Consider the following 15,736-nt stretch of genomic DNA (forward strand, 5'->3'; position numbering starts at 1 on the left):
GGTTGGTGTGCGGCGGGGAGGTGGGGCCGGCTGAATGGCCGAAGGTCACCCGTAGGGCTGCGAAGCAGTTCAGCCGGCGCCACCGGAAGGGGCATGACGGCCGTTATTGCAGGGGAAGAACGGCCGTCGCGGTGCATTGCATCCTGCCCGAACGGGGGGTTTTCGTCTAGAGCATGGGCGCGCTTGGGCGTGCGGCCGGAGTGATGGCCTGGGGCGCGCTGGCGGCGAACACTTCCAGTAGGGCACTGACGGGAAGCGGGGCGGCTGGCGGGTAGCGCAGGCTCTTGGTGGAGTCGATCAGGTATGTGGTGCGCCGTCCGGTGCGGAACCGGGTGAGGTAGCCGTCTGCGGTGAGGTCGGCGACGATGTTTTGAGCGGTGCGCTCGGTGGTGCCCATGGTGGTGGCGAGATCACGGATGCGGATGTGTGGATCACGGTGGATCAGGATCAGGGCGCGGGCGTGACGGGTGAGGAAGGTCCACCCGGTGGGGTCGTGGTCACGCTCCATGATCACCCTTCGCGTCGGTGTGACGTCAGGATAACGCGGCACGTTTGAGGTGCGGCGAGTTAAGAGTGATCATGTGGGGCGGTCGTGGAGGGCGGCGGCGCGTCCATGGTCGGCGGGTGGGGGCTGGGTCGGCGACGGCTCCGGTCGGTGGGCGGCGGGGTTGCGCCCGTGCGGGCCGGGCGGCGCGGGCGGGACCGGCCCCCAGGCCGCATGCCCGGCCCGCTGGCCGATCCGGTTCGTGCGGGCGTCTCCCCGGCGTGCGGCGGCGCGGAGCGCCGTCGCCTTGATACCTATAAGAACAATTGGAAAACTGTAGGCGTGGCCTGTCGTCCTGGAATGACAGAAGGGCGGTAGGCAAAGGGCTATCATCGACGGTGTCCGCGAGCAGATCTGAGGGGATGGCCTTGCGGACGCGTAATACCCTTTACGCGACACATTGCGGGGTTCCGGCTGAGTTCTGCTGGTGTGTCGGTATGGGGTGGGGCGGAGTTGAGGATGGCGAAACCAGCCAGCTCCGCCCCTTTTGCATGTCTATGCCTGCTGACCTGCACGGGAAGCCCGGAAGTATGATGTAGATCGCCTGTGTCCGTTATTTGTACGGGACCGGCGTGACCTGCGGGACCGGGGCGGGGAAACTGCTGGTCGGCGCGATCCAATCGCGAACGATTTCATGCCTGGCAGGAATCGTCACGATTTCTGCACTTTACGGGCGGTCATGTACGGCCCGCTTTGCGTCGGCCCATGCGAACACTGGTCCTGCCTGTCCATCCGGGTGGGCGAGAGCAGCGCGAGCCTTCGCGCTGCCGGGTGGCGGGTCATCGCTCAGCGACGGCCCCGCCCCGGCTGGAACAGGCCGTCTCGCCCGCGGCGTGCGACGGGCAGCGAGGGCATCCCGCGCACCTTGTGGGAAGCCGTGTGACCCGCCAACCGGCGAAGTGACGCATTTGATGCGTCTGACGTATTCTATGCGTCTGACGCGTGCTCTACCGTTCTGTACCAACGAAACCGTCACGCCGGGGGAGCAGCGCATGAACAAGAAGGACTTCGTGGAGGAGTTCGCCAAGCGGACCGATGCACCGACCAAGGTGGCCGCCCAGCGCAGCGTCGAGGCGTTCATCGACATCATCGTCGGCACGGTCGCCACCGGGCAGGAGGTCCGCATCGGCAGGCTCGGCGTTTTCGAGCAGGTCTACCGGCAGGGCCGCGTGGCGCGGAACCCGAACAACGGCGAGAAGGTCAACGTCCCTGGCCGATGGGTGTTCAACTTCCGGCCGGCCAAGGAAGCCAAGGACGCCGTCAACAAGTAACACCAGCTCGTCGGCGGTCCGCTGCGGGCGCGGGCCGCCGACGTTTCCCCTCATGAAGGACACCATATGAAGCGATCCCAGATGGATACCGCCCTCGAGGAGCTGTACGCCCAGGTGCCCCAGCCCGGGTGCAAGGGCTTGTGCCAGGACGCGTGCGGCCCGATCGGGATGAACCCGCGCGAGCACCAGCGAATCCGGGAGCGGGGCGTGAAGATCCCGCACTACCAGGACGGCCTGGCCGAGCTCGTCGAGACCGGCAACTACACCTGCCCGGCGCTCAAGGACGGCCAGTGCAGCGTGTACGACATCCGCCCGATGCTGTGCCGCCTGTGGGGCGCCACGGAGACGATGCCGTGCACGTACGGCTGCCTCCCCGAGGAAGGGCTACTGCCTGACGCGGACGGGCACGCTCTGCTGGCGCAGTCGCTCGACGTCGGCAAGCCGGACGCGCTCAGCGCCGAGGAGTTGGAGCGTCTGCGGCAGAGGTTCGATGACCCGAAGTTCCGGCGCACCGTCCAGGACGCCGCGAAGAACAACCGGCTCGCCTCGAACCCCGAGAAGGCCGTCGAGTACTGGCGGGACAAGGCCGCTCGGTACGGCACCGCCCTGCCTGCCGCGCCGAAGAAGAAGCGGCCGCGCCGCCGGCGCGGATGACGTTGGGGCGCGAGCTGATCGGGGGACGGCTCGCGCCCCCATCGCTACTCGGAGCCGTCGAAGTTCAGCTCGTCGAGGTACGCCTCGATGGCGTCGTTGATGATCGCCTTCCCGCCCATCTCCTCCTGCTCGCACGCGGCGACGAGCCTCGCCCTGGTGTTGCGCTCAAGCCGCACAACGGCTGAAGGCTTGACGGTGGGACGATCAACCGGTGTGCCAGGCGGCGGCTGGTGGGGGTCGCGCGGCACCTTGAGGTTGGCGTCTGCGGGCATATTGGCCGGGATGGGCGGCTCCAGCGCGTCGCAGTAGGTGTTGATGGCCAGCTCGAACACGTCCTGCAGGCCCATGCCGGTGGTCTCGAGGGCGTCGGTGAGGCGATCGTCGATGTCTTTGTACAGGGCGGCGACGGTGGGGTGGAGGAGGGGGGATCTGGCTTTGCGTCGCCGCGCCGCCCGGCCCGTTGATTGCGGTCCCGCTATCGGCTGCTGTGCCGCTGCGGGATCCGGCCCGACGGCTGCGGACTGTGGCGGATTGGACCTGCGTGGCATGGCGGTGCGGACTCCTGTGGTGGCGTGGCGTGCTACCAACCGTACGGCGTTTCCGTCGTCTTGTCGTGTGGGACCTACAGCGTACGCCCTCGGTGTGTAGCCCATATCCATCGGTCTACATAAGGTATATAGCGGTCTATGGAATGTTGTCTTTGGGGTGAGCGAAGAGTTCAAGATCAATTCGCCTCCCGCCGCCTGATGGCCGAGCCGCTACCAGCACCAACACCACACCGCCCGGAAGGGGAAACCCGTGTCCGCCAACGCCGAACCGCACGAATACACCATCGCGGGCTCACCCGTCGCCATACTCCACATAGACGGTACCGACGAGTTCGAGATCCACCCGCTCCCCGGCTGTTGCCCGGCGCTGAAAATGCCGACGAAGCAGGCACTGAAGATGCCAACGATCTGCGACAACAACACCCCGCCGCGGGGGTGTGCGACGGGGTGTTCATCGGCAAGGTGTCGTCGTTCGTCGGCATGGTGCCGGTCGGTCAGTCGACCACCTCGCTCACCGCAGAGCGGGCCGCGGCCTCGTCAACGAGGTTCTTGCCCGAGGCGAACGCGGCGACCAGGGACTGCAGCGCGAGGTTGTTGATGGCCCGGGGATATCCCCGCGCGGTCGTGTGGATCAGGGCCAGCGCGTCCTCGGTGAACAACTGGTCGGGACGGCCGACCAGGTTCAGGTGGTGCTTGACGTAGCTGGTGGTCTCCGCCGAGGTCATCCCCGGCATGGTGTAACGGAGGGCGGTGCGTTGTTCGAGAGCGGCCAGGACCGCGAGCTTCATGGTCCTGCGCAGGGTGGGCTGGCCGACCAGCAGGCAAGACAGCGGCGAGTCCTGGTCCATGCCCTGGTTGGTGAGCATGCGGACGGTCTCCAACTGCTCGTAGGTGAGCAGGTGGGCCTCGTCTAGGACCAGGACGGGCGTGCGTCCGCGCTCCTCGCGCTCGGCCAGCAAGGTCTTGCCGACCTGGACGGCCAGGCGGGAGCCGAGGTGGGCGGGGCGCTGGCCGAAGGTGTTGACGATCTCCTCATGGATGCCGCGGACGCCGATCATCGGGTTCGGCAGGTAGATGACGGTGTGCTTGGAGGGGTCCAGGCCGGCCAGGGCGGTGCGGACGGAGACGGTCTTGCCGGCGCCGACCTCGCCGGTGACCACACCGATGGAGCGTTCGCTGATGCACCAGGAGATGCGCGCGACGGCCTCGTTGTGCGAGGAGTGGCGGTGCAGCATGCCGGGCGCCAGGTCGCGGCCGAAGGGCATGCGCGAAAAGCCGTAGTGGGCCTGCAGTTTCTCAATCACAAGGAGACTCCTGAAGAGGGCTGGGACGGGCGGTCATGGGCCGGCCGGGCCGCTGGGCGGCTCGATGACGGGGTCGAGGTCGGATGCGAAGGCGGCGTAGTTGACCTTGTTGGCCAGTTCGGCGCTGTGGGCGGCGTCGATCAGCCCGAGGTAGTCGATGCCGGTCGTGGGCCTGGGTTCTTCGGCGGGGACCTCGGGGCGGGCCTTGGGATGGCTGTTGCGGTTGATCTGGAACGGCAGCGCGGTGCCGGCGTCGGCGCCGTCGCAGCGCACTCGCAGGAAGGACAGGTCGAACGGGTCGAAGACCAGCTCGACGCGGCGGCCGGACAGGCTGGGTTCGACCTGGTAGCGGTTGCCGTGCAGGGAGACCAGGGCGGTCTTGGACACGGTGCGCCATTCCGACCAGCGGAAGGCTTCGGCCAGGTCGCCGGGGGCCGGGACGGCGTAGGGGGCGCCGGTCATCCACCGCGCCAGCGGCGCCATCGCGGTCTCGGTGTGGGTGCGGCGGTGATAGACGCCCTCGACCCAGGCGGTGAACAGCCGGTTCATCTCCGCCAGGGTGCCGACCTGGCGGCCGACCTCGCCCTCGCCGGAGGCGATCTCAACGACGAACTCGCCGTTCACGGTGCGGAAGAAGCGTTCGATCTTGCCCCGGCCCTGCGGCCGGCCTGGGGTGGAGTGCACCAGCTTGATGCCGAGCTTGGCGCAGGCCCGCATCAGCCAGGAGTCCACGAACGCCGAGCCGTTGTCGACATAGACGTACTCGGGGACGCCGCGCGAGGCCAGCGCGGGGCGCAGCGCGGCGGCCAGGCGGACGGTGTCCTCGGCGAACCCCCACCGGTGCCCGACGATCGCCCGGCTGTGGTCGTCGATGAAGGCGAACAGGTAGGTCTTGCGCCCGCCGATCCGGGGCCCGTGAAGCGCGTCGCCGGTCCAGATCTCGTTCGGGCGCTCGGCCTCGAACCGGCCGAAGACCGCCGGTTCGACGGGGGCGCGCAGCGCGGTCAGACCGGTGCGCACGAACATCCGCTGCAGCGTGCGCTCATCAGGCGCCCAGCCGTGCTGGATGACCAGGATGCGGCGGATCTGAGCCGCGGTGCGCGCGGGGTTCTCCTTCTTCAACGCCGCGGCCAGTTCGAACACCTCCGGCGGGGTGCGCGGCTGGGCCTGGCGCGGCGAGGGCACCAGCGCGTCGAAGCCGCCCTTGCGCCAGTCGGAGATCCACCGATCCAGCGTCCAGCGGGTGATCCAGATGGTGCGCCCGTCGGGGTCGGTATGCGGGACGCCGGCGATCGCGCGCACCAGCGCGCCGCGCTGACGCGAGGTCAGCGACGGATCGGCCGCCTCCCGGATGAGCATGTAACGGAACAGGCCGATCTGGCGGGCTCGCTCCAGCCGGGCGACCTGGTCGTCGTCTTTCTTGGTCAACACAGCCTTCCTGGTCACTGGTCATGGGACATGACCAGCGAAGGCTCGCAGAGACCGGCCGACGATCATCAGGGTCGGCTCGTGTTGCGTGTTGATCAAGGCCAGGACGGCGCCAGCAGCCGCCCGCCGCTGGCCGCGCAGGCCATCCGCCACGGCGACACCTTGCCGACGTCCGGCCACCGCGAGGCCGCCGCCACCGACGCGCCGAACACCGCGGCGACCGCATCGCCGAACGCCGTGGCGGCCGGTGCCGGCGGCACCGGATCGACCCCGACATCGACCAGCAGCACGGTGAAACGCGCCCGCACCAGCTCGGCCCGCCCGCCGAAGCGGCGCAGCCAGCCGCGCACCGTCTCCACCGGCCGCCCGAGCTCGACAGCGATCGGCCGCACCCCGCGCCCGGACGCCTTGGCCGCCAGCGCCGCCCCGATCACCTCCGCCAGATCCGCCCGTCTGACCAGCGCGAACACCGGGAGAAGGACATGCGAGACACCACACCCCAGGCAACGAGTCCGCCGCGGACGCACCACCACCACCGCCGCCGCGCCGCCGCGCAACGTCCGCGGCCGGGCCCACCCCCACGGCTTCAACGGCGCCCCGCAATCCGGGCACGCCAACTCCCGGGCAGACAGCTGCCGCTCGACCTTTTCCGCGTTCGCCCCTACCGTGAGCACAGCGCCTCCGAGCGCATCACGGCCCTCCCGGGCGAATCCGCCAAGAGACACCGGGAGGGCCTTTGCATGCCCTTCGTCGGCAAGGTGCCGCCGCCGACGAACTCACCGGCTCCCGGGAACATGCATCCGATCTTGTCGGCAGACAGGATGCCGCATTCCGACCACTACATCGGCATCTTCAAAGTCGTTCAACACCCGGCAACCGAACCCTTGAGGGCAGCCTGCGCTCCATGACCGAGGCCGAAGCCACCGCCCTCCGTGACAGCCTGACCGCAGCCCTCAACGAGGAGGACCGGTGACCGCCCAGCCTGCCGTGCGGCGAGAGAGGTTTCACTTCCTCGCCTACGCCTGGGACATCACCGAGGCCGAACGCATCACGACGGGCCGGGACACCATCAGCGTGTCCGTCGCCGAGGCAGCCACCTGGCTCGCCTTCGTCCGGATCGACAAGGCCCATGCCGCCACCGTTGACCTGACCAAGCCCCTCATCATTGCGCCGATCGAGGACCTGGGCCACATGCCGATCGACGGCTTCCATCGGATCTGGAAAGCGCGCCGCGAGGGCATCGAAACCCTCACTGCCCGTCTCCTCACTTCCGAGGAGGAGTACCAGATTCGCATCCACGGCGGCGACAAATCCCCTGGTTATTACCGCTGATAGCGAAACCGAAATCTGCTGCCCCGTCCGCCTGGGCGGGGCAGCGCGACGAGCGAGACCCGTCCGGCCCTCCGACGCCGGCCGGGGTTCCTTCCCTCCGAACAAACAGAGAGATCAATGAAGAAGCTCGCCTTCCTTGACACCGAAACGACCGACCTCGACGAGCGAACCGGCGACATGTGGGAGATCTTCCTCATCCTCCGCGAGCCGGGCCGAGACGACTGCGGCTTCTGGTACCAGGTCCGTCCTGACCTGGCCCAGGCCAGCCCAGCCTCCGTGCAGATCGGCCGGTACTACGAGCGGTCCCGCGTCACGACCGTGAACATGGGCATGGGCAAGATCCTCTGCACCAGCGCCGAAGCGCCCGAGGGGGCCGCCTGGATCAAGCGCTACACCGGAAACCCGCCGGCGCCGGGCGACTACTACATGGATCGGAGCGCCGCTGCCATCGCGGCGCAGCTTGCTCGCCGCCTGGACGGTGCGACGATCGTTGCAAACAACCCGGCGTTCGACCGGAAGTTCTTGGAGAAGTTCCTGAGGGGTCACGGGCAGATCCTCACCGCCCACCACCGAATGATCAATGTCCGGGACCTCCTGATCGGCTACATCGACGGCCGACTCGCGGCCTACGACGGCAAGGTAGAGGACGCATTCGAGCCCACGGCCGTGCCGTACGTCGAGGACTGGCTGGTCGGCGCCGCCGACAGCCCAGCCTGGGAGATCGTCGGCGTCGCAGAGGACCCGGCAACCAAACACACCGCGCTCGGCGACGCCCGCCTCGTCCGTGACGTATACGACGCCATCCGCGGTGCCCGCCGATGACCAGCGCGGCGCGGCGGCGCTCCCCGGCCCGCCGATGCTGACAAGCGGCACGGCGTAGGCTTGGCGTGCGTATCTGCACAATGCGCGAGGAAGCCCCGGCGCCGCTGGCGCCGGGGCTTCCCCTGTCCCGGGGATCACCACTCCCCGCCATGACTACTGATTCTCTGGATGTATGTGAAGGTACCCCACATGTATGCTTCGGTCATGACCAAACGAGGCCCCCGCGGCCCGGTGCCGATCTACCAGGTGATCGTCAACGCCATCCGGGCCGACATCGACAACGGCGTGCTTCGGGCCGGCCAGGCGCTGCCCACGGAAGCCGAACTCGGCGAGGCCCACGGCGCGTCGCGGCTGACGGTGCGCAAGGCGCTGGCCATCTTGCGCGAGGAAGGCGTCATCTACACCGTCCGCCCCGAAGGTTCCTACGTTGGCCCCGAGGACGCCCCGAAGATCCGCGAGCCGTGGCCGTTCGAAAAGGTCGCGGCCGCCGTCGCCGAGGGCATCAAGCGTGGCGGCTATCAGCCAGACGAGGTGCTGCCCTCCGAGACGGAGATGATGGAAGAACACGGCGTCGCCAAGAAAACGGTCCGTGCGGCCCTCGCTCTGCTGCGTGAGCAGGGGTGGGTCTACACCGTACCCGCGATTGGGACATTCGTCGCAAGTCGCGATAAATGGCCGACCACGAGTTGACCTGAGTGTTGGCTGGGAATTCGTAACGGCGCGCGGTGCAGTCGCGATCGGACAGCGACATCATCACGTGCCATTTTTGTGTCAGCGCCGATCGCTGACCTGCTCTAACCCCATCTCGTAAACATCTGCGGGCGTGGTGATGCCGCTGATGTGCGGCCGCCAGCGGACGGCCAGCATCACTGTTGTGCACGTGAGCAGGCAGGATCCTGCCGTGATGGCGATGTGCTCGATGTGGGGGGCGCCGTTGATGACGATGTGGGCGACGACTGCCAGGAACGCCAAAGTGCCGATGACGAAGGCCGCTCCGAGGGCCGCGACCGCTGGTCTCATGGTCCTGCCTTTCTCGACGAACGATTTGTCCAGCGTTCTATCATCCCCGTCTGACAAGCGCGCACTTGGCCCAACGCGTCACCCGGCGTAAGCCGTGTCAGAGAAGTGCCATGTCGTTAAGATGCTGCCCGGAAATGTAGACAACTCTCCGTAAAGATACTTTTATGGTCACTCGCCGCGTGACGCCCTTGGGTGGCTAAATGTCAACGGGGTGTCCGCATCCTTTTGGTTCGTACCGTTCCAATCCGGGGGGAGACCCTGCATGTCCATGATCACGAGACCGTTCCCGCGCCTGACCAGGCACGTTGTGGCTCTGACCGCTGCGTCTCTGCTCACGATGGCACCCGGCATCGCCTACGCCGACGACGTCCGTACGACTCCCAAGCCGAGCGTCACGGCGACCGAGCCGGCCTCGCCTGCGGAGACCGACGCCCCTGCGGTGCCGTCGCCCAGTCGCACTATCGGCGTCCCAACTGCGGCGCAGAACGCCCACATGGGCGGCATGTAGCCGCCACAGCGGGCCGGACGACAGCAAGGACCCAGCCAGTCTCGGAGAACCATGTGATCTGCCACACCATTCGCATGTGGCTGCTCAGCCTGACCGCCATGTCGATCACGAGCTGGGCAACGACCGCCTTTTCGTTCCTCGTCCTGTACACCCATGAAGCTCTCGGCGCGGCCTCGTTGGTGCTGGTGAGCTTGTGGACCGCTACCGTCCCCATCCCCGTCACCGTTCACCTCCTGCGGTGGCGGCGACGGATCCGCTTGGCGCGGCAGACGCTCCTGGTAGCGCGGAAGCACGCACGCGTGCTGGAGGAACTGCGGCAAGGAACCGCCTCTATTTCTCGCTGAAACGATGCAAACCGCCACGTCATCGGGGGAGGGAAGACAGACGTGCCGCACAGGATCGCCGGCCTCAGCCTTCGACAGGAACGCCTCTACCGGCACCTGCTCGCAACCGGCCCCACCAGCGTCCACACGCTGCAGGAGCGGTTCGGCGACGACGTCCATGACGACCTGTACGAGCTGACAGTCCGGGGACTCGTGCACGGAACTCCCCTGATGGCGCGGCGCCCATCGATCGCCATGAACGGTGTGCTCACCGAGCAGGAGGCGGAGCTCCGGCGGGTCCGGTCGTACGTGGAGGAGCTGGACCGCCTCTATGACAACGCTCACCACCCGGCCGGTGGGGACGTCATCACCGTGCTCACCCACCGCGAGCAGGTCCAGCACTGGTATGAGGACCTGAACGCCACGGCCGAGCACGAGATCATGCAACTCATCACCGCGCCGTTCCTCGCGCTCAGCCCGCCTGAGAAGACCGGCGCGAGCGGAGGGCCAGACCGTGTAAACCATCCGGCGAAGTGCCGCGTCATCTGTGAGTGGAAGGTGTTCCAGAGCCAGTCAGCGATCAAAGGGCTGCACCACTCCCTCGACCGGGGGTGTGAGATCCGGCTCGCTGACCGGCTGCCGCACAAGCTTCTCATCGGGGATCGGCGCATGGCGATAACGCCCCGCTACGCGCGGGATCACGACGTCCACCCGCAGGGTCACGACGTCAGCCAGATGCTGCTCGTCCACCCGGGCAATCTGCTGGACTTCCTTGTCCAGGTCTTCGAGGCCGAATGGGAGCGGGCGCTACCGCTCCAGCCCGACCCCGGCCGATTCACCGGCACCGGCGTTTTGGACGCCGACGAGATGGTGATCGTCGAGATGCTTGCAGCAGGAGCCCACGTCGAGCGCATCGCCAGCGCGCTGGGGGTCCACCCCCGTACGGTCAATCGCCGTCTCGACGAGTTGAAGCGCAAGGCCGGGGTCACCACGCTGTACCAACTCGGCGCCCATGCGTCGCGCCACTGGATGAACTGACGGCTACTTGGGCCGGAGGATGCGCAGTTGGGCGCTGTACGCCTTGAGTGTCGATTCCAGGTGAGACAACAGGACCTTCTCCATCTGAGCCCGCTCTGTGGCGGTGATGCCCGGCAGTGCGCGGATCTCGCCGAGCATCGCTTGAAGTTGCTGCTGGAGTGACTCGGGCGTGAGGTTCGGATCGATGCCCGCAAGCGCTGGATCGGCCACGGTCCTCTCTCGAATCCAGTCGCGGAACATCTCGGCCGCCGTTGGCCGGCCATGCGCGGCGAGGTCGTCAGGGCTGATGACGACTTCGTTCGCCAGATCGTTGATCGCGGCCGCCATGAGCACGATCTCTAGATCTTGCGGGTCCTTGTCGCCTGATTCGATGCGTCGCCATGCAACCTCGGAAAACAGCTCGCCGGACAACTCCGTCGCGCGTTTGGCGGCGGCGCGGATGGAGATGCGCCGCCGTAGAGGTCCTGGCTGTTCCCTTCGGCTGATGGTGAACTGAACCACATCTGAGGGCTGGCTGATGTCGGCCACGCGTGTCCTTTCGTGGCTGATGCGTCAATACGGGCTCGGCGCAACAGTACCAACTGACGCGTCAGCACGTCCTATGAGATCTCCGATGCATTGATTACTCTGCGTGACCAATGCGTGGTAGCTGCGATGACGCAAATGACGCGTCAGACGTTGCTAGACGCGTCACAAAACGATAGTGTCGGTTATGTCGGTACCTACGTGTGCGACCGAAATAGGGGTCGCGCGGACGTACCGCCCGACCCTGCATCACAGCCCCAACGAACGGAGCGGCATGCCCACCGGCATCCTCCGCTGGGAAGATCCAGCCCCCCGAACCCCCGCAAACGACGACTACGCGCCCATCGCCACCGAACTCCGCAACAACCCAGGCAAGTGGGCGGTCGTCGCCGAAAACCCCGACACCCCAGAGGGCAGGCGTGCCTCCAACCGCCTGTTCAACGCCGTCAAGAACGGCTACCGCGGCTTCCGCCGCATCGAAGACGGCGCCTACCGCGCCACCACCCGCACCGTAGACAACGGCGACGGCACCAAGATCATCCGAGTCCACGCCCAATTCGTTCTCGCCCGTCGATAGCGAAACCGCAATCAGCATGACCAACACCACCACAGCGCCGACTCTCGACGACCTGGTGCAGCTCATCGCCACACGAGCTGCCGAGCACTGGGACTTCCAAGCCAAGACCGCGCTCACCGGCCTGCTCGCCGACGTCCTCGGCGACTACGACACCGCCGCCCAGCTCATCGAGGAGACCGGCCGAAAGCTCCTGGCCGCCGAATACGGAGAGGACCACCAGTGACCCCACCGAACATCGCGCTCCCCACCGAGACGGAGCTGACCAACTACATCGGTGCTCTCAAGACCGACGAACAGCAGCACTCGCCCGAGACGTTCCCCGCGCCGCGCTGGCCGAGCTACCGCGGCGGCCCCGAACTCGACCTCATGACCGAGAACGAGTACCGGTTCGGCCAGGCCGACTACGACACGCACGTCGGCGGTGATGCGTGAGCATCACCATCCTCGAAGACGAGCGTGACCAGTACGACCCGCAGCACGCCGTCCCCACGAACCGCGGCCGCTACTACTGCGACCCGGCCACCGGCGAAATGGTGGTCTCGGTCACCAACGCCATCGACCAGCACATGATCGAGGCGCTGGCCCCCGCCGCGGCGAGGGACACCGCGATCTGGCTGATGGACAACCTCCCCGACGCGATCCGCGCGGCCGGCGACCCCGACGACATGCAGGAGTTCATCAAACTGGCCAAGAGCCAGTACCGCCTCCAGTGGGACAAGAAGGCCGACCTCGGGAGCCGCGTCCACAGCATCGCCGAAGCGATCAACCTCGGCGCCCCGTACATCCCGGACGAGGAAGCCGCGCCGTTCGTGGACGCCTATCAGAAGTTCCTGCGGGAGTTCGGCGTGGACATCCGCCGCGACATCAAGGCGGCCGAGTGCACGGTCCTAAACCGCACCATCCCCTACGGGGGCACGAGCGACATCTGGGCCTACCTGCACTTCGACAGCCCGACGTCGCCGATCGTCCCGAGGTTCAAGCCCCGCGCGGTCCCGGCCGCCCCGATCCCCACCCCATCCGGCCTGTGGCTCATCGACATCAAGACGAGCCTCACCAAGTCGGCCAGCGCCGTCTACGACGACTACGTGATGCAGCTCGCCGCGCTGCGGCACGCGGAGGTCGCGCTGGTGTGCCCGCCCGAGTGCAGGTACGGCGAGACCGACGCGCACGACTCCAGCCACGAGTTTCCCGTCCCCGAGTTCGTCGGGACGGCCATCCTCAACCTCCGCACCAACGGCTACGGCTTCGTGCCGCTCCCGGCCGGCCGCGACGCGTTTGACGCGTTCTGCGGGCTGCTGCCGCTCGCGCACTACGTCCACGGGCTCGAACTACGTGGCTACAAGCCGATCCAGCCGCCGGCCAACACCACCAGGAAGGACGCCGCCTGATGCCGATCGACCCCTCCGTGCTGCAGCGCCGTCACTGGCAGGACGGCCGGATTCGCCTCGGCGTGAAGAAGATCAGTAAGAACGGCAAGGAGTACCCCAGCAAGATCGACACGTTCCGCTTCACGAGCCCGTCCAAGGAAATGATCGAGGGCGTCGCCGAGTTGTACGGCGGCCAGGTCCAGTCGTGGGAGTCACCTCAAGGCCCGCAGTTCGAGGTCGTCACCGACGCGCAGCGCATCCCCGTGATCGTCCCGCCCAACGGGCTGAGCCAGAACATGGAGCTCTGGGACGGCAAGCTGTGCGTCCGCCGCTGCACGGGCGTAGCAATGCAGCCTCCGTTCGTCGGCCCGTGTCTGTGCGGCGCGGACCGCGACATCAAGCACCGTCTGTGCAAGCCGCACACGAGGCTCGGCGTCTTCCTCAAGGAGGTCCGCAGCCTGGGCCTATGGCGGCTGGACAGCAAGGGCGGTAACGCTGCGGCTGAGCTGCCAAACGCCGCCGAATTCCTGGCGCACGCGGGATCTTACGTGGACGCCTGGCTGTACATCGCCGAGCGCGGCGGCACGATCATCGACAAGGAGACCGGGCGGCCCAAGCCGACGACGTACATGGTGCCCGGCCTGACGATGGAAGGTGCGAGCTTCGACGAGCTGATGTCGGGGGAGGTCGCGCGCCGCGCTGAGCTGGGCCGGGGCGGCCAGCGGGCGATCGAGGCCGCGCCCGCGACCGACTACCTTGCGATGATCGAGGCGGCTACGGACCGAGACGCGGTCGTGGCCATCTGGAGGACGTCCAAGCTCGACCCCGCCTGGCAGGGTCGAGGAGAGGAAGTGGAGGCCGCGGCCAAGGCTCGCGTCGCCACCTTCCCCTCGCAGCAGAGCAAGGAGGCACCGCAGGGTCAGCCCGCCCCGGCGGCCACGCAGCCGGACGAGCCCAAGGCCACACGCGAGCAGGAACCTTCGTACAGCCCTTCGCAGGGGTCGGACGCGCCGCCGGCGGCGAGCGCCCCCGAAGCGGACCGCCTGCGCAAGCACATCTTGACCGCATGGTCTGGGACGACGAGCCAGCTCCACACCGCGTTCCGCCAGCGGACCGGAACCACCATGAAGGCCGCAACCTTGCAGCAGCTCCAGTCGTTCGCCGACAACCTCGGCCAGCCTGCGGCGGGCCCGATCTCAGACGCACCGCGCAAGGCGTCCGAGCGAGCCGACGTGCTCCTCGAGGCCGCCCGCGAGCAGAGCACCGCGGCGGCCGACGACGGCGACATCGTGGACGCGGTGGTCGTCGAGGACGAGGAGCAGCCGAAGCCCGCCGCCAAGGCGCTGCGCGACCTTGGCGTGTGGTTCGGCGAGGCCGGGGTCACCGTCCACACCGGCAAAGGCTCCACGAAGGCCAACGACGAGGCCAGGTTCGCGTGGATCGCCGACAACCTCGACGCGACGGTGACCTCGACGAAGGAGCTGAACGCCCCGCAGGTCGCTGACGCGATCAAGAAGCTGATGCAACAGGCTGCCACCCGCCGCGCGGATCTGCAGCAGCGCATCGTCAACGTCTGGGCCGACCTCGGCGGCAACAACCAGCAGCTCTCAGCCGTGTTCACCCGGGAGATGAAGAAGCCGGTCGGCGAGGCGTCCAACGCCGACTACGACGTGTTCCTGCAGAAGCTCAACAACAGCGAGGTCACCCTGGACAGCGCGCCCACCGAGGGCGGCGCGTGATGGGGCTGACCAACGACCAGCGGGCGGCGCTTCGCGCCGACCGGCTCGCCCGCGTCAAGCGCGAGCGCGAGAAGCGCGCCGCCGTGTTCGCAGAGATCGCGAAGCACGCCGGTACGTGCGACCGCAGCCGCGACTGCCTGACCTGCAAGGCATTCCGGATGCTCGTCTTGTACGTGCCCGAGCCCACGATTCGCGAGGAGTACGCGCACGTTCGCATGCAACTCGACGAGCTCCGGGAACGCCTGGAGCGCCTGCGCGACGCGCACCGGAGCATCGCCGAGTCCGCGCAGTTCGGCACCCCGTTGGCCCGCACCGCTGACGACGCCGCGTGGGTGGTCGCCGTCCGCCTCGCGAACGCCTGGTACGGCGAGGAGGTCGAAGACCCCTACGCCCCGCTCAAGCCCGACTACCTCACCTGATCCGCCGCCCGGCGTCCGCGCGGCCGCGGGCGCCGGGTCCCCCCAAAGGAGAACTCCATGAAAACGATCACCGTCGATTACGACGACGTCGTCCCGGCCACGATCGAGCACCGGCTGACCGACAAGGAGACGGTCCTGGCCATCGGGAACCGCCGACTCCCGGCCGAACTCACCGATCGGCAGCGACTGCTGGAGGCCCTGCAGATCGCTGACCGGCTGTCCAACTGCGTCGTTGCCTGGCGCGGAGACATCGTGGCCGCGCTGCACCGCCTCGACGCCGACGAGCGCGCCCGCGAGAACGCCACCACCTGACCTCG

At 67.6% G+C, this 15,736-nt stretch carries 21 protein-coding genes; 14 read left to right on the forward strand and 7 right to left on the reverse strand.

The annotated features are described in order from the left end of the window. Positions 1-166 precede the first annotated feature (166 nt). Positions 167-508 carry a MarR family transcriptional regulator gene (locus HNP84_RS50285; RefSeq protein ID WP_185057276.1) on the reverse strand — a complete coding sequence of 114 codons (342 nt, stop codon included), beginning with the start codon at positions 506-508 and terminating at the stop codon, positions 167-169. A 1,028-nt stretch (positions 509-1,536) separates the two neighbouring features. Between HNP84_RS50285 and HNP84_RS50290 the strand changes: the two genes are divergently transcribed. Beyond that, positions 1,537-1,815, forward strand: coding sequence for an HU family DNA-binding protein (locus tag HNP84_RS50290; RefSeq protein WP_185057277.1), 279 nt, complete (start codon positions 1,537-1,539; stop codon positions 1,813-1,815). A gap of 81 nt (positions 1,816-1,896) precedes the next feature. Beyond that, positions 1,897-2,469, forward strand: coding sequence for a YkgJ family cysteine cluster protein (locus HNP84_RS50295; protein ID WP_185057278.1), 573 nt, complete (start codon positions 1,897-1,899; stop codon positions 2,467-2,469). Between the two features lie 44 nt (positions 2,470-2,513). On the opposite strand, the gene HNP84_RS50300 is transcribed toward HNP84_RS50295, so the two are convergent. The 4 genes from HNP84_RS50300 to HNP84_RS52375 form a co-directional block, all read right to left on the reverse strand. Continuing rightward, positions 2,514-2,816, reverse strand: coding sequence for a hypothetical protein (locus HNP84_RS50300; RefSeq protein ID WP_185057279.1), 303 nt, complete (start codon positions 2,814-2,816; stop codon positions 2,514-2,516). Between the two features lie 695 nt (positions 2,817-3,511). Continuing rightward, entirely contained in the window at positions 3,512-4,321 is an 810-nt protein-coding gene (locus HNP84_RS50305; protein WP_185057280.1) for an ExeA family protein, read from the reverse strand. Positions 4,322-4,354: 33 nt separating this feature from the next. Continuing rightward, positions 4,355-5,749, reverse strand: a complete 1,395-nt coding sequence (locus tag HNP84_RS50310; RefSeq protein WP_185057281.1) for a DDE-type integrase/transposase/recombinase — start codon at positions 5,747-5,749, stop codon at positions 4,355-4,357. Positions 5,750-5,844: 95 nt separating this feature from the next. Further along, positions 5,845-6,219: a helix-turn-helix domain-containing protein gene (locus HNP84_RS52375; RefSeq protein WP_221337767.1), complete on the reverse strand. Its 375-nt coding sequence runs from the start codon at positions 6,217-6,219 to the stop codon at positions 5,845-5,847. 499 nt (positions 6,220-6,718) lie between these two features. Here HNP84_RS52375 and HNP84_RS50320 point away from each other — a divergent pair, with 499 nt between their 5' ends. The 3 genes from HNP84_RS50320 to HNP84_RS50330 all read left to right on the forward strand — a co-directional run bounded on the left by HNP84_RS50320 (position 6,719) and on the right by HNP84_RS50330 (position 8,593). Beyond that, positions 6,719-7,081 carry a hypothetical protein gene (locus HNP84_RS50320; protein WP_185057283.1) on the forward strand — a complete coding sequence of 121 codons (363 nt, stop codon included), beginning with the start codon at positions 6,719-6,721 and terminating at the stop codon, positions 7,079-7,081. A gap of 117 nt (positions 7,082-7,198) precedes the next feature. Beyond that, entirely contained in the window at positions 7,199-7,903 is a 705-nt protein-coding gene (locus HNP84_RS50325) for a hypothetical protein (RefSeq protein WP_185057284.1), read from the forward strand. 204 nt (positions 7,904-8,107) lie between these two features. Beyond that, entirely contained in the window at positions 8,108-8,593 is a 486-nt protein-coding gene (locus tag HNP84_RS50330; RefSeq protein WP_185057285.1) for a winged helix-turn-helix domain-containing protein, read from the forward strand. Positions 8,594-8,674: 81 nt separating this feature from the next. On the opposite strand, the gene HNP84_RS50335 is transcribed toward HNP84_RS50330, so the two are convergent. Next, positions 8,675-8,923 carry a hypothetical protein gene (locus HNP84_RS50335; RefSeq protein ID WP_185057286.1) on the reverse strand — a complete coding sequence of 83 codons (249 nt, stop codon included), beginning with the start codon at positions 8,921-8,923 and terminating at the stop codon, positions 8,675-8,677. A gap of 561 nt (positions 8,924-9,484) precedes the next feature. Between HNP84_RS50335 and HNP84_RS50340 the strand changes: the two genes are divergently transcribed. Both HNP84_RS50340 and HNP84_RS56635 read left to right on the forward strand, forming a co-directional pair. Further along, positions 9,485-9,775, forward strand: coding sequence for a hypothetical protein (locus HNP84_RS50340; RefSeq protein WP_221337768.1), 291 nt, complete (start codon positions 9,485-9,487; stop codon positions 9,773-9,775). Positions 9,776-9,817: 42 nt separating this feature from the next. After that, positions 9,818-10,792 carry a helix-turn-helix domain-containing protein gene (locus tag HNP84_RS56635; RefSeq protein WP_185057288.1) on the forward strand — a complete coding sequence of 325 codons (975 nt, stop codon included), beginning with the start codon at positions 9,818-9,820 and terminating at the stop codon, positions 10,790-10,792. Positions 10,793-10,795: 3 nt separating this feature from the next. Here HNP84_RS56635 and HNP84_RS50350 read toward each other — a convergent pair whose 3' ends face one another. Continuing rightward, positions 10,796-11,320 (reverse strand): hypothetical protein, encoded by a 525-nt coding sequence (locus tag HNP84_RS50350; protein WP_185057289.1) that lies wholly within the window; start codon positions 11,318-11,320, stop codon positions 10,796-10,798. Positions 11,321-11,591: 271 nt separating this feature from the next. Between HNP84_RS50350 and HNP84_RS50355 the strand changes: the two genes are divergently transcribed. From HNP84_RS50355 to HNP84_RS50385, 7 genes are read left to right on the forward strand one after another with little or no spacing between them, the layout of a single operon-like run. Next, the gene (locus HNP84_RS50355) at positions 11,592-11,894 is read left to right on the forward strand and encodes a hypothetical protein (protein WP_185057290.1); all 303 of its coding nucleotides are present in this window, start codon (positions 11,592-11,594) and stop codon (positions 11,892-11,894) included. A 16-nt stretch (positions 11,895-11,910) separates the two neighbouring features. Then, positions 11,911-12,117, forward strand: a complete 207-nt coding sequence (locus tag HNP84_RS50360; RefSeq protein ID WP_185057291.1) for a hypothetical protein — start codon at positions 11,911-11,913, stop codon at positions 12,115-12,117. Then, positions 12,114-12,326, forward strand: coding sequence for a hypothetical protein (locus tag HNP84_RS50365; protein ID WP_185057292.1), 213 nt, complete (start codon positions 12,114-12,116; stop codon positions 12,324-12,326). Before HNP84_RS50360 ends, HNP84_RS50365 begins: the two co-directional genes overlap by 4 nt. Continuing rightward, entirely contained in the window at positions 12,323-13,282 is a 960-nt protein-coding gene (locus HNP84_RS50370; RefSeq protein WP_185057293.1) for a hypothetical protein, read from the forward strand. Before HNP84_RS50365 ends, HNP84_RS50370 begins: the two co-directional genes overlap by 4 nt. Continuing rightward, positions 13,282-15,000, forward strand: coding sequence for a recombination directionality factor (locus HNP84_RS50375; RefSeq protein WP_185057294.1), 1,719 nt, complete (start codon positions 13,282-13,284; stop codon positions 14,998-15,000). The genes HNP84_RS50370 and HNP84_RS50375 overlap by 1 nt, the downstream gene beginning before the upstream one ends. After that, positions 15,000-15,419: a hypothetical protein gene (locus HNP84_RS50380; RefSeq protein WP_185057295.1), complete on the forward strand. Its 420-nt coding sequence runs from the start codon at positions 15,000-15,002 to the stop codon at positions 15,417-15,419. The genes HNP84_RS50375 and HNP84_RS50380 overlap by 1 nt, the downstream gene beginning before the upstream one ends. A 57-nt stretch (positions 15,420-15,476) precedes the next feature. Next, complete coding sequence (locus HNP84_RS50385) at positions 15,477-15,731, forward strand: hypothetical protein (protein WP_185057296.1); 255 nt, start codon at positions 15,477-15,479, stop codon at positions 15,729-15,731. The last annotated feature ends 5 nt before the right edge of the window (positions 15,732-15,736 follow it).

Origin of the sequence: Thermocatellispora tengchongensis, from assembly GCF_014202315.1 — a bacterium.
GTDB lineage: Bacteria > Actinomycetota > Actinomycetes > Streptosporangiales > Streptosporangiaceae > Thermocatellispora > Thermocatellispora tengchongensis.

Excerpts from the sequence above, each read along its gene's own strand:
- HNP84_RS50285 (WP_185057276.1), bottom strand. The coding sequence starts at position 508 with ATGGAGCGTGACCACGACCCCACCGGGTGGACCTTCCTCACCCGTCAC.
- HNP84_RS50325 (WP_185057284.1), top strand. The coding sequence starts at position 7,199 with ATGAAGAAGCTCGCCTTCCTTGACACCGAAACGACCGACCTCGACGAG.
- HNP84_RS50290 (WP_185057277.1), top strand. The coding sequence starts at position 1,537 with ATGAACAAGAAGGACTTCGTGGAGGAGTTCGCCAAGCGGACCGATGCA.
- HNP84_RS50300 (WP_185057279.1), bottom strand. The coding sequence starts at position 2,816 with ATGGGCCTGCAGGACGTGTTCGAGCTGGCCATCAACACCTACTGCGAC.
- HNP84_RS50355 (WP_185057290.1), top strand. The coding sequence starts at position 11,592 with ATGCCCACCGGCATCCTCCGCTGGGAAGATCCAGCCCCCCGAACCCCC.
- HNP84_RS50375 (WP_185057294.1), top strand. The coding sequence starts at position 13,282 with ATGCCGATCGACCCCTCCGTGCTGCAGCGCCGTCACTGGCAGGACGGC.
- HNP84_RS50330 (WP_185057285.1), top strand. The coding sequence starts at position 8,108 with ATGACCAAACGAGGCCCCCGCGGCCCGGTGCCGATCTACCAGGTGATC.
- HNP84_RS50380 (WP_185057295.1), top strand. The coding sequence starts at position 15,000 with ATGGGGCTGACCAACGACCAGCGGGCGGCGCTTCGCGCCGACCGGCTC.
- HNP84_RS50295 (WP_185057278.1), top strand. The coding sequence starts at position 1,897 with ATGGATACCGCCCTCGAGGAGCTGTACGCCCAGGTGCCCCAGCCCGGG.
- HNP84_RS50385 (WP_185057296.1), top strand. The coding sequence starts at position 15,477 with ATGAAAACGATCACCGTCGATTACGACGACGTCGTCCCGGCCACGATC.
- HNP84_RS50335 (WP_185057286.1), bottom strand. The coding sequence starts at position 8,923 with ATGAGACCAGCGGTCGCGGCCCTCGGAGCGGCCTTCGTCATCGGCACT.
- HNP84_RS50360 (WP_185057291.1), top strand. The coding sequence starts at position 11,911 with ATGACCAACACCACCACAGCGCCGACTCTCGACGACCTGGTGCAGCTC.